At 68.8% G+C, this 15400-nt stretch carries 11 protein-coding genes; 9 read left to right on the top strand and 2 right to left on the bottom strand.

What is annotated here, in order from left to right; genetic code table 11:
* Positions 1-57: 57 nt before the first annotated feature.
* Positions 58-1629 carry a nucleotidyl transferase AbiEii/AbiGii toxin family protein gene (locus tag SALPAC3_RS0104300; RefSeq protein WP_026185225.1) on the bottom strand — a complete coding sequence of 524 codons (1572 nt, stop codon included), beginning with the start codon at positions 1627-1629 and terminating at the stop codon, positions 58-60.
* Between the two features lie 202 nt (positions 1630-1831).
* Between SALPAC3_RS0104300 and SALPAC3_RS0104305 the strand changes: the two genes are divergently transcribed.
* Genes SALPAC3_RS0104305 through SALPAC3_RS0104315 form a run of 3 tightly spaced genes read left to right on the top strand, consistent with a single transcriptional unit; the run spans position 1832 to position 8096 of the window.
* Positions 1832-3373, top strand: a complete 1542-nt coding sequence (locus tag SALPAC3_RS0104305; RefSeq protein WP_018220046.1) for a sigma-70 family RNA polymerase sigma factor — start codon at positions 1832-1834, stop codon at positions 3371-3373.
* Positions 3370-6444 (top strand): helicase-related protein, encoded by a 3075-nt coding sequence (locus SALPAC3_RS0104310; protein WP_018220047.1) that lies wholly within the window; start codon positions 3370-3372, stop codon positions 6442-6444. Before SALPAC3_RS0104305 ends, SALPAC3_RS0104310 begins: the two co-directional genes overlap by 4 nt.
* An 11-nt stretch (positions 6445-6455) precedes the next feature.
* Positions 6456-8096 carry a hypothetical protein gene (locus SALPAC3_RS0104315; protein ID WP_018220048.1) on the top strand — a complete coding sequence of 547 codons (1641 nt, stop codon included), beginning with the start codon at positions 6456-6458 and terminating at the stop codon, positions 8094-8096.
* A 114-nt stretch (positions 8097-8210) separates the two neighbouring features.
* Here the strand turns inward: SALPAC3_RS0104315 and SALPAC3_RS0104320 are convergent, their stop codons facing one another.
* A complete protein-coding gene (locus SALPAC3_RS0104320) occupies positions 8211-8552 on the bottom strand; it encodes an HIT family protein (RefSeq protein WP_018220049.1) in 342 nt (113 codons plus the stop codon).
* Positions 8553-8992: 440 nt separating this feature from the next.
* Between SALPAC3_RS0104320 and SALPAC3_RS0104330 the strand changes: the two genes are divergently transcribed.
* From SALPAC3_RS0104330 to SALPAC3_RS0104355, 6 genes are all read left to right on the top strand, one after another.
* Positions 8993-9373, top strand: a complete 381-nt coding sequence (locus SALPAC3_RS0104330) for a hypothetical protein (protein ID WP_018220051.1) — start codon at positions 8993-8995, stop codon at positions 9371-9373.
* Positions 9374-9436: 63 nt separating this feature from the next.
* Positions 9437-9685, top strand: a complete 249-nt coding sequence (locus SALPAC3_RS0104335) for a hypothetical protein (protein ID WP_018220052.1) — start codon at positions 9437-9439, stop codon at positions 9683-9685.
* 442 nt (positions 9686-10127) lie between these two features.
* Positions 10128-11255: an aromatic ring-hydroxylating oxygenase subunit alpha gene (locus SALPAC3_RS0104340; protein WP_026185226.1), complete on the top strand. Its 1128-nt coding sequence runs from the start codon at positions 10128-10130 to the stop codon at positions 11253-11255.
* Positions 11252-12610 (top strand): flavin monoamine oxidase family protein, encoded by a 1359-nt coding sequence (locus tag SALPAC3_RS0104345; RefSeq protein ID WP_018220054.1) that lies wholly within the window; start codon positions 11252-11254, stop codon positions 12608-12610. The genes SALPAC3_RS0104340 and SALPAC3_RS0104345 overlap by 4 nt, the downstream gene beginning before the upstream one ends.
* Complete coding sequence (locus SALPAC3_RS0104350) at positions 12607-13518, top strand: LLM class flavin-dependent oxidoreductase (RefSeq protein WP_018220055.1); 912 nt, start codon at positions 12607-12609, stop codon at positions 13516-13518. Before SALPAC3_RS0104345 ends, SALPAC3_RS0104350 begins: the two co-directional genes overlap by 4 nt.
* The gene (locus tag SALPAC3_RS0104355; protein ID WP_018220056.1) at positions 13515-15389 is read left to right on the top strand and encodes a non-ribosomal peptide synthetase; all 1875 of its coding nucleotides are present in this window, start codon (positions 13515-13517) and stop codon (positions 15387-15389) included. Before SALPAC3_RS0104350 ends, SALPAC3_RS0104355 begins: the two co-directional genes overlap by 4 nt.
* Positions 15390-15400 lie beyond the last annotated feature (11 nt).

Raw genomic sequence — 15400 nt, forward strand, 5'->3', positions numbered from 1 at the left:
TCGGCACGGTACTGAAAAGTACAATCTCTGATCTGCACGGGCACCAGATGAACCTTGTCAGACCCATTCACCATCGAGGGCCAGTGCCAGCCGTCTGATCCACTGCTCGGCGGTGCCCGTGATTGCGGGGCACTCGTCGGTGAAGTTGGTCCAGTCGACCTGCCACGACAGCACAGTCTCGGCGGTGAAGGTATCGGCTTCGGCACCGAGTTCCGCGCGCATGAGCTGGCGGACCAGAGCACGGTCGACAGTGGTGTGTTCGGCGAGCAGGACCGCATCGTAGAGATCTTTGCCCTGCGGGTACGTGTCGGTGGCCAGCCAGAGCAGCTTCCACGCCAGCGCCAGCTCGGCGGGCGCGGCCAACAACGGTGCGTCAACCTCGGGCAGTATCAGCGCCTCTGGTGCAAGGGGTAGCTCTTCACCAAAGACCACATCGAGCTGCACGTGGCCGTCGGGTGCCTCGGGTGCGCTGAACGGGATGACGAGCCGGCGTCCGTCGGCGCGTTCATACGTCCAGATGGCCGACTCGGTGATCAGGTCGGGGTGCAGGCCGGCGCCGGGTGCGGTCCGGATAGCGGTCTTGAGGTCATCGAGCAGTGCCCGGGCCTCGGCGCTGTCGCTGGTGATGGTGTGCGGAGTAACGACGAAGTCGAGGTCGCCCGGCTCCCGGGCGGCGGCACCGACCCAGGTCGCCATGGTGACGCTGCCGCGGAGGACCAGATGCTGACGCCAGGTCGTCGCGGCGATCGCGGACAGGAGGTGCTTCATGGCCGTACGTCGGGCGTCGCTCCACCGCTGGCCGGTGGCGGTCACGAGGAATTCGGGCTCGCCGGCGCGGTAGGCGTTCGCGTACTGCTTGAGGGCGGGGTCGAAGGCGGCACTCTGCCGCACTGTCAGGCTCGCGGGTAGCGGCTGGTAGGTCGGCGGGTAGTGCGGGGAGCCACCTGGCGCGGATCTCATCCCCCGCTCGCGCTTAAGCGCCCAGTCGTTCGTGCCCGACGTGGGCGGGTCCAGCCAGCCGCGGTCGTGGCGAAGGTCGCTGTCGAAGACGACGTACTCCTGCTCCACCGTCCTGGGCTCGTGGCCCGCGGTCCGAAGGGTCTCGACGAGCTCGTCCAGTTGCCGCTTGGCCGAGGCGAGTCCGACGCCGTGGCAGCGCTGGGTGACGAACCGTTCCTGCGTACCGTCCCCGAACGTCCGGCGGGCGTTGCGGGACAGCCGCGCCCCGTGCGGCGCGACCACATCGGTGAGCGCCAGCAGATCCGCCACCCCCGCACCGGTCAGCAGCAGCTTCACGTGATGCTCGAAGTACCGGCCACTCGGCTCGGATTCGGCCTGCTCGTCTGACTGCGGCACGCCGACGCACCACGGCGCCGCCTCGATCTTCGAACGGCAGGGGTGGATGCCGGCCGTGCGCAGTTCGTGTTGCCTACGCTGCACCGTGGCGTGCTGCTCAGCCAAGGCGCCGTGCCCGGTGAAGGTAAGCATCGGTTGAGAGACGTACTCACCACGATCAAGCACAATGTGGATAAATTTGACCCCGTGCTCAGCGGCAAACGCCGCCATCCGCTCGGCGTGCTGAGCATGAGCCGTGATGTGAATCTCGAATTCCCCCGCCACCTCAAGCACCGACCGAGTGTACGGCGCAGCGCTCAAGCTGGGAGACCGCTGGGCGTGCGGCACCGCACTGACGACGAAATGGAACATTTGTTCGATTCATGTTCTTTGTCGCACTCATTCCCTACGCTGAGCGCTACCAACCAGGGGAGGAAGCATGACTACCGCCATCATCACCTAAATGGTGCGATCCGCGAAAGCGTCTGCTGCACTCGTGGACGAACTACGAGCGATCATCGACAGCCAGGACGTACACCAGGCACAATCCGCGATCGCGGAGTTCGTCGCCCGACACCGCCTTACCCGCAGCGACATTGATGCGCTCGTCGTGGCGCTGGCCCAGCCCCACGCCGGCAGCGACCACACCCGTCCCCCAGCCGCCACCTCGGCACCCGAAGCTCAGGCCACCACTACCGCCACCACCTCCACCAGCGCCACCGAGACCGCGACCGGGACCGAGCCGGTGCAGCGCGGGTCTGAGCCCAAACTGGATGACGACCCACCAGACAGTGACGTCGGGTGGATGTTCGACGACGATCCGGCGCCTCCCGTTTTCCTTCCCGCAGACGATGCCGTCGGCCAGGCCTTCGAGGACCTTCTCGGCGACTGGACCCGGACGGGGGGAAGGCTCACCCGAGCGGACGTCGCCCTGCTGGCAACCCGGCGAAGCCTCACCGCGGCACAGACCGGTGAGTTGCTCGGCCTCCTGGCCGACGCCGGCGTTGACCTCCAAGCCCCGGCCGGCACGGAACCGGTCAGGTCCGCCGCACAGGCCTACGAACCACCCGACGACACGGTTCGCCAGTATCTCCGGGAGATCGGCCGATACCCACTGCTCAACGCCGCTCGCGAGGTGGAGCTCTGGTCGTTGATGAAGCAGGGGACAGCGGCGCGGACCGCACTCGATGCCAGCGGACCGGACCTGTCCGCGGCAGACCGCCGGTCGCTGCGACACCGTGCGATCGAGGGGCAGCGCGCCCACACGGCGTTGGTGTGCGCGAACCTGCGCCTCGTGGTGTCGATCGCCAAGGCCCGGCAATACCGCCAGACCGGCGTAGCGTTCGCCGACCGCATCCAGGACGGCAACACGGGTCTCATCCACGCCGCCCATCTGTTCGACGGTTCCAAGGGCTACAAGTTCTCCACCTACGCGACGTGGTGGATCAAGCAGAGCATCGAACGGGGCATCGGCAACCACGGCCGGACGATCCGCGTACCCATGCATGTCCGGGAACGGATCCAGCGGATCCGGCGGGCAACCCGGAAGCTCGCCGACCGGCTGGGCCGAGAGCCGACGCTCGACGAACTGGCCGACGCCACCGGCATGCAGCCGGGCAGGGTGCAGGCGATGCTGGAGCTTGGCCAACCGGTCCTCAGCATCGACCTGCTACTCAGTGTGAATGGTGACCTTCGCCTCTCCGACGTCCTCGTCCACGACGAGGAGCGGGATGGGCGCACCGACCCGGCATCGATCGTCGAACAGGAGACGCTGCGCGACGAGCTCGATCGCCTCCTCCGCACCGTGCTCCCCAACCGAGCCGCCAACGTGATCCGCCGCCGGTTCGGCCTCGGCACCGGGGCGGAGGAGACCCTGGACGACATCGCCGCAGACCACGGCGTCAGCCGCGAACGGATCCGCCAGATCCAGGGATTGGCCATGAGCAGGCTGCAGCGGTCGACGGAGAGGATGGCGCTGCGGCCGTACCTGGGCAGCGAACCGGGGCACGGCCCGTCGACGGAGAGAAAGCCGCGATGAGCGGCAAGGTGGCGCAGTCGCTGGAGGAGGCGTGCGATGCCTTCGTCACCTGGCTCGATCGACGGGTCGTCGCGGCGGGCCGGGGCGACGGACTGGATCGACTGGACGTGGCGCCGTCGGAGACCTTTTGGCTGGGACGACTCGGGTGCGAGGACGAGGTGCGGAAGGGCACCAACGACGACCGAGCTGAGCGGCTGGACCCGTGCGCGATCGGCATCCGGTTCCGCCCGGCCGAGGCACCGCCGTGGTCGATGACGGTGACGGTGCGGGCCCGTGCCTGGGTCAAGGACCCCAAGGATGGTCCGGACCCGGACCGACGCTGGTGGCGTACCGGTCCCGTCGCAGAGAAGATCTCCGTCGTGACCGGTGCCGAAGGTGGAACCTTCGGTGCCGAGCAGTTGCGGGACGCCTTCGCCGCGGTGGGCGCGCCGGGGCGGAGGGCTGAGGTCCGGATCGATGTGGAGGATTGGCATCAGGACCCCGAACTGGTCGTACAGCTGGTCAACACCAGCCCGGAGAAGTCGCGCGATCGGACCGACTCGCACCTGTACGAAACGCAGCTTGAGGTCGCTGGTCTCCGCACCACCCCGTTCCAGTTGGAGGCCCTGCCGGACAGCTTCCGCCACGACCGCGACGTGCCGGCGTACGGCCTCAACGTGGGTGTCGAGGTGCCCGCACCCGGGGTGTTCCGCAGTTCGGACACCACCACGGTGCAGACCGTGCGCCCCGACTACTGGAACAGCAGCCGGCCGGAGCCGACGCTGTCGTTCGAGCGGCTCGCCGCCGACCCGGTTCCGGAGCTCACCGCGCTGGTTGACGCGCTCGAAGCGTACGACCAGGCCCACTGGTCTGGTTCGGCGCTGGCTACCCGGGAGGCGGTTGAGGGCTGGACGCCGGGAATGCGCGCCGCGGCGGACGAGGCGGCCGTCGAGGTGTTCGCCGAACTCGACCGGCTTCAGACCGGGCTGCAGCTACTGGCGACCAATCGACATATTCGCCAGTCGTTCCAGCTGATGAACCAGGCGATCGGGTGGAGCGCACAGGGGCGCGGTTACGACGCCTGGCGGCCGTTCCAGGTTGGCTTCCTGCTGTCCGCGATCCGCTTCCTCGCCGAACCCGCCGAGGACACGAAGTTCGTCGACACTGTCTGGTTCGCCACCGGCGGCGGCAAGACCGAGACCTATTTGGGGCTGTTGTTGACCACGGCCTTCTTTGATCGGCTCACCGGCAAGCGCACCGGCGTGACGGCCTGGTCCCGGTTTCCGCTCCGGCTGCTGAGTTTGCAACAGACGCAACGTTTCGCCGACGTGCTCGCCGGCGCCGAGCTGGTACGCCGGGATGCGGTGGCGCGTCGGGTAGCCGATGTCAAAGGTGCTCCGTTCAGCCTCGGGTTCCTGGTCGGTCAGGCCGGTACGCCCAACAAGATCGTGCCCAGGCCGGCGGGCGACGAGATCGGTCCGGACAGCCCGGGTATTCCAGACAAGTACCGGGTACTTCTGCACTGCCCGTTCTGTCGGGACGAAAGCCTGCGGATGAAGTTCGACCGGCAACGCTGGAAGCTGGAACATCACTGCACCAACCCGCGCTGCCCCTGGCGGCGCGGGGCGCTGCCGGTGTACGTCGTTGACCAGGAGATATTCCGCTTCCTCCCGACCGTGGTGGTGGGAACGTTGGACAAGACCGCCTCGATCGGCCTGCAGCAGGCGATGCGCGGTCTCGTCGGGCCGCCGCTGAAAGTCTGCTCGGTTGACTGGCACGGCTTCACCTATGCGACCAGGGCGAAGGCACCCAACGGCTGTCTGGTGCCCAGCTGCCAGGGGGCGCTCCAGTCGCTGCCGATGCCGGCGGACCGGTTCGCACCGTCGCTGCGACTGCAGGACGAGTTGCACCTACTCCGCGACAGTCTCGGTGCCGTCGACTCACACTATGAGAGTCTGCTCGACTATCTACAGCAGGAGCTGTCCGGTAACCGTGCCAAGATCGTGGCCGGCAGCGCGACACTCATCGGGTACGACCGGCAGGTCAAGGTTCTCTACCGGCGTGAAGGCCGGGTCTTCCCGCAGCCGGGTCCCCGCTCCGGTGAGTCATTCTGGACGGTGCGCAAGTCGGACAAGCTGCGGCGTTTCGTGGCGGTCGCACCGCGTGGGGTGACGGTGGAGCACGTCAGCGACCGGACTCTGGACGCCTTGCAGCGCAGCGTACGCCGGTTGGCGGACGCGCCGTCGGCCGTCTGCACGGAGGCCGGGATCGATCCGAGGCATGTCGACGCACTGCTCAGCCTCTACGGTACGAACGTGGTGTACGGCTCCACCCTGCACGACGTCGAGGCAGCCGGCCGGAGCCTCGGCAGCAACAGCACCGTCGATGGCATCAACGTCGAGCAGCTCACCGGGCAGACCGACTTCGACGAGGTGCGGGACATCCTGGAACGGCTGGAGAAGCCAGAGGAAGAGTTCTCGGACCGCATTCACGTACTCGCGGCCAGCTCGATGCTGTCGCACGGGGTGGACATCGACCGGCTCAACACGATGGTCATGTTGGGACTGCCGTTGACGACGGCCGAGTTCATCCAGACCACCGCCCGGGTCGGTCGTCGGCATCCGGGCCTGGTGTACGTCCTACACAAGATCGGCCGGGAACGCGACGCCCAGACGTTCCGGCACTTCGACAAGTACGTTCGCCAGGGCGATCGGTTCGTCGACGCTATCCCGATCACCCGCCGCAGTCGGCGCGTCCTCGCCCTCACGCTTCCCGGGCTGGTTTCGGCGCGCACCCTGATGGTGCACGAGCCGGCCAGCAGGCAACAATTGAGCAACCCGGCGAAGCTGCACCAGTACCTCCGGGACGTGGACCTGACGCCCGACGTCGAGGCGGCGGCCGTGGCGGAGCTCCTCGGTCTCGACGGGCCGGAGGATTCCCTACACCGACAGCAGATCGTCGAGTGGGTCCGGGAGTGGTTCGCCGGCCTTGCGGACCCCACCACCACGGCGCGGTTCATCAGCGAGATCGGCCACCCCTCCCCGATGCGGAGCCTTCGCGATGTCGAGGCCCAAGCTCCGATTCACGACTGAAGGCGGGCGACATGGCGAAGCTGGGTTCCCGTAGCGGCAGCCAGATCCTGCGCACCTTCCTGCCGGCACAGACGGTTGACCTGCGCGGCGACATCTACCGGGTCAACGAGTGGACGGCCCCGAACCCGATCGAGATCAACCCTGACGTCGTACGGTGGAGTCTGTTGACCGAGATCGGCGCGTGGACCGCCAACGACACAGATGGCGGCATGGCCGGGGAACTGCTGCGCAAGGTACCGGTGGAGGTCGTCGAGCTGGATGAACGCCGTGGCGTGACGGTCGAGAAGTACCCGCGAACCTGGCTGTGCCGGTGCTGCAAGCGCATCGGCAGGTCCGCGGAGGCACGCTGCAGGTGCGGCAACCGGAACTGGGGTCAGCTCCATTTCGTCGGCGTGCACGAGTGCGGAGCGATCACCGAACCCTGGATCCGGCGATGCCCGCAGCACGACGACGTACGGGTGGTCGTGCCGAGGAGCGCCAAGGCGGCGGACATTCGCTTCGTGTGCCCGGTCTGTGCCACGCCGACGATGCGGGGGTTGGGTTTCCAGAAGAAGTGCGGGTGCGGTACCGGCACCGTGCGCTGGAACGTGCACAAGGCCCGCATGGTCTATGTGCCACGAGGCGTGGTGCTGATCCACCCAGCTCGGCCCGAGCATGGGGAGAACCTCAGCCTCGCCGGCGGTCCGCGTAAGACACTGATCTGGGTGGTCGAGGGTTTGCCGGTGGGCATGCCCACCGAGGCGACTGGCCAGCCGGCCAGGGCAGGTGATCACCCGGTCGACCGACTTTCCCCGACCCGACGTGCGGTGGTCGAACGGGAGGCCGTCGACATCGCGATGGCCCTGGCCGAGAGTCGGACACCGACGACCGCGTTGCGTCTGCCGGACCCCGACGACCCACTCGAGAAGCGCTATCGGGAGAAGTACCCGCCGGCCCTGCGGCGGGCCGGCATCGACGGGCTCGACCTGATCGACCGGTTCCCGATCCTCAACGCCATGTACGGCTACACGCGGGGTGCGGACGATCCGTCGAAGTGTCGGCTGATGCCGTTCCGGCGCAGGCGGGGCGGCTACCGGCTCTACGGCAACCTCGCCGAGACCGAGGCGCTACTGATCCGGCTCGACCCGATCCGGGTGGGAACGTGGCTGGCCGGTCGCGGTCACCAGCTACCGGGATGGACGCCGAACTGCACCGACCCGGTCATGGCCCGAGTCGCCATCCTGGCTTCAGCCTCGATTCCCACCAAACGCGACGATCCGCTGGTGGAGTCGATCGGAGCCGACGTGCTGAGGCTGATTCACACCTACGCCCACCGACTCATCCGACAGACCGCCGTCTTCTCCGGCATCGAACGTGACGCGCTCAGCGAGTATCTCGTGCCCCATCATCTCGGCTTCTTCCTGTACCCGGCCGCCCGGAGCGACTTCGTACTCGGTGGCATCCAGGCGGTCTTCGAGTCGAACCTTGATGACCTGTTGACCGCCTTCGCTACCGCGGAGCACCGTTGTCCACTGGATCCGGGGTGTGGGATCGGCAGTGGCGCGTGTGCGGCCTGCATGCACCTGGGTGAGCCGTCGTGCCGATTCTTCAATCTGTTCCTGGACCGCGGTGTGTTGTTCGGGCGGAACGGTTACCTGCGGCGCTCGACCTGAACCACCGCCGCCAGGAACACGAAATCTGCGCCGCCGCGTGCGGGCCCGGCACGGGTGCATCGATACCTGGGCGGTCGCGTTCGGCACCGGAGAGCACCGGTCCGCTCGTCGCACCTATGCCGGGTCAGGCTGAAGCGGCTGTCCGCTACAGACGTGGAAGTGCAGGTGTTTGGAGTCCTGATAGCGGCCGAGGTTGGTCAGCACCCGGCAGGCGCCCTGCTCCCGCTCAACCCGGCCGGCGACCTGACGGACCACCTCGAGGACGCGTTGTAAGAGATCCACGCTGGCGTCGCCGAGGTCAACCAGCGACGGCACATGCCGCTTCGGCACCACGACGATGTGCACCGGCCAGAAGGGTCTGGTGTGTTCGAAGGCGAGAACCTCATCGGTCTCTGCCACCACGACCACTTTCGTTCGGCCGCTGAGCGCCTCGTCGCAGTAGAAATCCTCGGTCATCGCACACACTCCCGCACGAAGTCTGGTTCGCGACTCACTTTGATCTTCGAAGGCAGTGACCTTAACACCCGGATCGACCAGGGTTGTGAGCCGTGACGAAGCCCGGCCGTGTCCCCGGTCCGTGAGCTCCCGCTCCGCAGCATCGGCCAGAGCACCTCGTCCTCGACCTCGTGGTGGTGCGCGATGAGTTGGAAGACCCGGTCACCGTAACGACACAGGGCCTTCATTACCGACCGCGTGTCATCCGCCCAGACGGCAGGGCGCAGGGTCTTCAGGTCGATGCGGATGTCCGCCCGCCCGCCCTCGGCGTGCACGGTTTGCCCGTCCCGGGACAGGCAGCGGAACCCGTACCTGGCATGCTTGTGCGTCGTGGCGGGGCGGCTGCTTGCTGTTCGAGCATGAACGACAACCGCCAGGTGGGTTGCCGTAGGGTCGAGGCCATGTCGCTGCCTGTACCCGATGGTGTCCTGGCCGCTGTGCGAGACTTCGTGGCTCGGATCGACGCGCTGGATCCGAGCGCGCCGCTTCTGGGGGACTTGACGATATGCCTGAGCGGGCGGGAGTCGCGGCTGGCGCTGCGAGCCCCGGTCGCCCGGGCATTGGTGGAGGCGTTGCGGGGATACCACGATCCGCGGGATCGGGGTCGCTGCGACCATTGTGGTGGCCCGCAGCTCGACGACAACTTCCTGTGTCGGGACTGTGGACGACCCAACGGGCTATTCGGGCAGATGCTCGCGGAGCAGGCAGCGCGGCACGCCGAACCGGCAGCGACTTCGGCCACGCCGGTCGGCGAAGGCCGGCACGCGCAAGCCGAGGGCTGACGGTAGACGTATGGACTCCGCCCGGTCCGCTCCGGCCCTGTACCCACTGGCGTTCTCGCCAGCGTGTTCATCACCCCGGCGACAGCGGCGCTGCTGGCCGATCTGAGTGAGAACCTGACGGGCGTTCGTCCACCGACCGCGTTCGCTTGGCTGGCGTCCGCAAACGGGGTGGCCGGATCCCTGGCCTACCGCACCGGCGGAGTGCTGGTCACCAACACTGGGCTGTGGGCGACGATCGCCGTCGCCGCCACCCTTCCCGCGCTGGGTATGCAGGGCGTCGGCGGCGATGACTGCCGAGGTGAGGTCAAGTAGCCGCAGCAGTGACTGGAAGCGGGTCAGTGCCGGCCACCCCAATCGGGAAATCATTACCTCGCCGAAGCCCCGCAGTCAAGACTTAATAAAGGATTATGACGAGTATTACATGCCCTTTAAGGTAGACTCACAATGGTAAATAATCATCCCAACTTCATGGCCACGCACCGGGGGAGGGAATCGCAATGCACTGGCGGCGGGCCAAACTTCACGAACTCGGCAGATCCGCCCCCTACCCCGAGTGATACGTGTTCCCGAGTTCACTGATTCGGTAATCAATATTTTTGTGTAGCTGAGCGCGACCGGTCGACCGACCCGGCGCGCTTAGTGCTGCGCCGTTCCTTGACCGTCGACTCATCCCGATAAGGTGAGGTATATGCGCTCGACGCTGCCCAAAAATAGGGCACTATCCGATTTTGTCGGATCCGACACGATCGATCGTATGATAGCCAATATGCAGGATGAACGCGCTTTCCCCGGTCTCGCCTATACGTCGGAAGAACTGTTCGCCTGGGAGCTGGAGCGATTCTTCGGGCAGGGTTGGCTGCCGGTCGGCCGGGTCGCCGAGTTCGCCGAGAAGGGCACCCAGGCCGCCGTCATGTCGGCCGGGCGCAACATCCTGATCGCCGGCACCGGCGATGGGGTGAACGTCTTCGTCAACGCCTGCCGCCACCGGGGGCACGAGTTGGTCGCCCCCGCCTGCACGGTCCGGCGCGCCCAGGTCTGGTGCGCCTACCACGCCTGGGTCTACGGCCTGGACGGCGAACTGCGCCGGGCGCCGCGGTTCGAGGACGCCGCCGAGCGGTACCCGCAGGGCATGGGTCTACTCCCGGTCCGTTCCACCGAATGGAACGGATGGCTTTTCGTCAACCACTCTGGGGACGCGGACGACCTCGGCGAATCCCTCGGCAATCTCACCGACATCCTCACGCCCTACCACCTCGACACCCTCAAACAGGTCGGCACCGAGGTCTACGACGTCCACGCCAACTGGAAACTGCTCGTCGAAAACTACCTGGAGTGCTACCACTGCCCCAGTACGCATCCCGAACTCAGCAGGGTCCAACGGACCGTTAACGGCGAGGGATTCGCCAGCACTGGGATGTGGCTCGGCGGTTCTCTTGATCTGAAGAACTCCGCGGCGAGCATGTCCCTCGACGGAAAGGGCCCGGAGTGGACCTTTCCTGAGCTCGATGAGAATCGGGCACGACAGGTCTGCTACCACGCGGTGCTACCCGGTCTTTTCATCACCGCGATGCACGATTATGTGGTCACCCATCGCCTCGACCCGGTCGCCCCTGATCGCACCCGGGTGATCTGCGAATGGTTCTTCCCGGAAGAACTGCTGACCAGCACCGGGTTCACGCCGGACTACGCGATCGACTTCTGGAAAACCACCAATCAGCAGGACTGGGACGCCTGTTCGTCCACCCAGCGGGGCGTCTCCGATCCGCGGTACATCGCCGGCCCGCTCGCCTCGCACGAGGAGGAGCTCCACACCTTCCTACGGGCATTGGCCGAGGCGTACCGCAACGACAGCCGACTGCGTCCACTGTGGACCGCACAGTGACCGGTGAGCGAATCCGGACCGGCATCGTCGTCGTCGGGGCGGGTCTGTCCGGCCTGTGCGCCGCGGAGGCTCTCGCCGCGGACGGGCACGACGTCGAGGTTCTGGAGGCATCCGACCGGCTGGGCGGACGCACCCGCACGGAGGCGGCGCCGCTCGGACTCGAACTGGACTGCGGCGGTGCCTACGTCGGGCACCGGCACACCGAGGTCCGGCAGCTGGCCGACCGGTTGGACGTGCCGCTCCAGCGTACTGTCGCCCCCGGCGCCGCGCTGTTCGACCTGTCCGGTCGCCGGTACCGGGACGACGACGCCGACGCGCCCTTCAACGCTCTGGCCCTCGGCCTCGCCCTGGACCGCATCGAAGAGCTGGCCGAGGCGGTCGACCTCCACTCGCCCGGCTCGTCACCGCACGCGGCGCAGCAGGACCGGATCACCGTCCACGAGTGGCTGAGCACCGAGCGGATGCCCTCCGCGACCACGTTGCTGATCGCGCAGATCGTGCGGGAGATGCTGGCCTCGGAGCCGGACGAGGTGTCCCTGCTCCACTTCCTCTTCTACGTGAAATCCGGCGGTGGTCTCGACTTCCTCACCGCCTTCGCCGGCGGCGCCCAGGAGTTCCGCGTGGCCGGTGGAGCCGCCGGACTCAGCGAGCGGCTCGCCGCCCGGCTGGACCGCCCGGTGCGCACCGGCCGCCCGGTCCACCGCGTCTGCGGCACCACCGGCGGGATCCGGGTGGAGGCCGACGGCCTCATCGCCGACTGCGACCGGGTCATCCTGGCGATCGGCCCGGCACCGGAACGCGCCATCGAAGTGGCGATCCCGGGCGCGGCCGCCTCGCCGGTGCCGGCATCCACCGGCGGCTCGGTGGTGAAGATCCACCTGGTCTACCGGACGCCGTTCTGGCGCGACAGCGGGCTCAGCGGCTGGGTCACCGCGGACCGGGCACCGCTGCGCTTCCTGGTCGACGACTCCAACGGGCGCGACGGCCTCGGTGTCCTGGTCGGCTTCCTGACCGGTGCGGAAGCCCGGGCCTACCGCGCCGGCCAGATCACCTGGGCAGACCTCACGGCCCGGCTGGCGGACTGGTTCGGACCCCCGGCCCTGGCGCCCGTGCACGTCACCGCGCAGGACTGGCAGCGGCAGCCGTGGGTCCAGGGCTGCTACGCGGCGGTGCCACATCCCGGGGCCTGGCTCGACACCCGACCCCCCGGCGACCCGGGAGGTCCCCTGCACCGGGTGGGTGCAGAGCATTCGCCGTACTTCTTCGGCCACCTCGAAGGCGCCGTCCGCTCGGCGAACGCTCTCGTCCGGCGGATCCCCCGACCGGCCGGATCCGGCGAACGGGTCCCACGGTGAGCGCTCCGGGTGTCCGGCACGGGCTCCTGCTCCCGAACGCCGGCTACTACGCCGATCCGGCGCGTCTGATCGACATCGCGGTCCGGGCGGAGGAGTCCGGCTGGGACGGACTGTTCCTCTGGGACCACCTGATGTTCGCCCGCGAACTGCGCCTCCCGGTGGCCGACGCGTGGACCGTCGTCACCGCTATCCTCGCCCGCACCACCCGGCTGCGCAGCGGCCCGTTGATAACCCCCCTGGCCCGGCGCCGGCCGTGGAAGGTGGCCCGGGAGACGACGACGCTCGACCACCTGTCCGCCGGGCGGCTGGTGCTCGGGGCCGGACTGGGCGCCGAGCCGGACCTCGACTTCGGGGCGTTCGGCGAACCCGCCGGGCTGCGGATCCGGGCCGCGAAGCTCGACGAGGCGCTGCGGGTGCTGTCCGGCCTGTGGCGCGGAACCGAGTTCAGCCACACCGGCGAGCACTACCGGGTCGACCGGGCCACCTTCCTGCCGACGCCCCGCAGCACCGACCGGCACGGCCACCCGGCCGTCACCGTCTGGGCCGGCGCCACCTGGCCCGCCTCGCGGACCGGCGCGCTGCGCCGCGCCGCCCGGTTCGACGGGGTCGCCCCCATGGTCCGCGATGACCGCGGGCACCTGCGCGGCCCAGAACCGGCGGAGCTGACGGCCGTTCTGACCCGCCTGGCCGAACTGGCGCCCGGGCAGTCCCCGGACCGCCCGTACGAGGTGGTCGCCCTGGACCGCGGCCGGCCCGGCACCGGGCAGGCCGCCGACCGGACCGGCCTGCTGGCCGCCGCCGGGGCGACCTGGCGCATCGAGACGTTCGACCCCTGGCACCGATCCCCCAAGGAACTGACCGGCTGGCTCGACGCCGGCCCGCCCGACAACGATCGGAGAGCAGTATGACCGGCACGTCGCCGGCTCGTCCGGCTGGGCCGCGCAGCGCGGACCCCAGCCCCTGGCCCGAACCGATCCGCTCGTGGAGCGGGCACCCCGCCCCACCGGCACCCGCCCGGTGCATCCACGATCTCGTCGCGGAGGCGGCCCGCCGCACCCCCGACGCGGTGGCGGTGTCCAGCGGCGCGGACCGGCTGACGTACGCCGAGTTGGACACCGTCGCGACCGCGCTCGCCGCACACCTGGTCAAGCGCGGAGCCGGACCGGATCGGGTGGTCGCGGTGCTGGCCAGACGGTCCCCGCGGCTGATCGTCGCACTCCTGGCCATCCTCAAGGCGGGCGGCGCGTACCTCGTCCTCGACCACGACGCCCCGCCGGCCGCCCTAGCCGCCCTCGTCGCGGACGCGGACCCGGTGCTACTGCTGGCCGATCCGTCCCTGTCTGGCGCCGCCGGCGCATGCGGTGCACCCGTAGCCGACCTGGACCGACTCCTCGCCGAACCGGTCATCGACCCGGTGCCGGCCACCCCGGTCACCCCGGAAAACCGGGCGTACGTCAGCTACACCTCAGGGTCAACCGGCGAGCCGAAGGGCGTGTGCGTCCCGCACCGCGCGGTCGCCCGGTTGGTGCAGCAGCCGGACTGGGCGTCGTTCACCGCGGACGACGTGTTCCTGCAACTCGCGCCGGTCGCCTTCGACGCGTCCACGCTGGAGATCTGGACCCCGCTGACCCTCGGGGGCCGGCTGGCGGTCCACCCAGCCGGCCGCACCACCCCCGACACTCTCTCCGAGGTCCTGGCGAACGAGCAGGTCAGCGTGCTCTGGCTGACGGCCGGCTTCTTCCACCACATGGTCAGCACCCGTCTCGACGCCCTCGGTGGCCTGCGGCACCTGCTCGCCGGTGGGGACGTCCTGTCGCCCGACTTCGTCGGTCGCCTGCTCGCGGCGCACCCGCACCTCACCTTCACCAACGGCTACGGTCCAACCGAGAACACCACCTTCACCACCTGCTGGACGGTGCACGGCCCGGCCGTCATCGACGGGTCGGTCCCTGTCGGGCGGCCGGTCAGCGGGACCGGCGTGGCGCTTCTGGACGCCGGGCACCAGCCCGTCCCGGTGGGCGAGGACGGCGAGCTGTACGCCTTCGGCGACGGCCTGGCGAGCGGCTACCTGGGCCGCCCGGACGCGACCGCCGAGAAGTTCCTGAACCTGCCCGGACCGGACGCGACCCCGGTCCGCATGTACCGCACCGGCGACCTGGCCCGCTGGGAACCGGACGGCACCATCACGTTCCTCGGCCGCGCCGACCAGCAGGTCAAGATCCAGGGTTTCCGGGTGGAACCGGGCGCGGTCGAAACCGCCCTGACCCGGCTGCCGGAGATCAGCAAGGCGGCGGTCGTCACGCAGGCCGACGACGACGGCACCAAGCGACTGCAGGCCTTCGTGGTCACCGCCCCGGACGCACCGACCGGACCGGCCCTCGCCGCACACGTGCAGGAGCGGCTCCGCGACACGCTGCCGGCCTACCAGATCCCGCACACGGTCACCGCCCTGGACGAGCTGCCGCTGGGGCCGACCGGGAAGGTCGACCGGTCCGCGCTGCACGGACCCGCCGTGGCCGACCGCAACTGCACCGCCGCCTTCCGGGCACCGCGGGGAGACCTGGAGACCAGCATCGCCGAGATCTGGTCCGAGCTGCTGAAGGTCGACCCGATCGGCGCCGACGACGACTTCTTCGAACTGGGCGGCCACTCGTTGCTCGCCGCGCGCGCCCTGCACGGGATCCAGCGCGCGCACGGCGTCCGGCTCACCTACTTCGACCTGCTCGAACAGCCCACGGTCGCCGGTCTCGCCGCCGCGGTCGAGGACCCTGCCCACTGACCTTCCACGCC

The organism is Salinispora pacifica DSM 45544 (genome assembly GCF_000378845.1).
GTDB classification, from domain to species: Bacteria; Actinomycetota; Actinomycetes; order Mycobacteriales; family Micromonosporaceae; genus Micromonospora; species Micromonospora pacifica.

Excerpts from the sequence above, each read along its gene's own strand:
- SALPAC3_RS0104310 (WP_018220047.1), top strand. The coding sequence starts at position 3,370 with ATGAGCGGCAAGGTGGCGCAGTCGCTGGAGGAGGCGTGCGATGCCTTC.
- SALPAC3_RS0104315 (WP_018220048.1), top strand. The coding sequence starts at position 6,456 with ATGGCGAAGCTGGGTTCCCGTAGCGGCAGCCAGATCCTGCGCACCTTC.
- SALPAC3_RS0104320 (WP_018220049.1), bottom strand. The coding sequence starts at position 8,552 with ATGACCGAGGATTTCTACTGCGACGAGGCGCTCAGCGGCCGAACGAAA.
- SALPAC3_RS0104330 (WP_018220051.1), top strand. The coding sequence starts at position 8,993 with ATGTCGCTGCCTGTACCCGATGGTGTCCTGGCCGCTGTGCGAGACTTC.
- SALPAC3_RS0104340 (WP_026185226.1), top strand. The coding sequence starts at position 10,128 with ATGATAGCCAATATGCAGGATGAACGCGCTTTCCCCGGTCTCGCCTAT.
- SALPAC3_RS0104355 (WP_018220056.1), top strand. The coding sequence starts at position 13,515 with ATGACCGGCACGTCGCCGGCTCGTCCGGCTGGGCCGCGCAGCGCGGAC.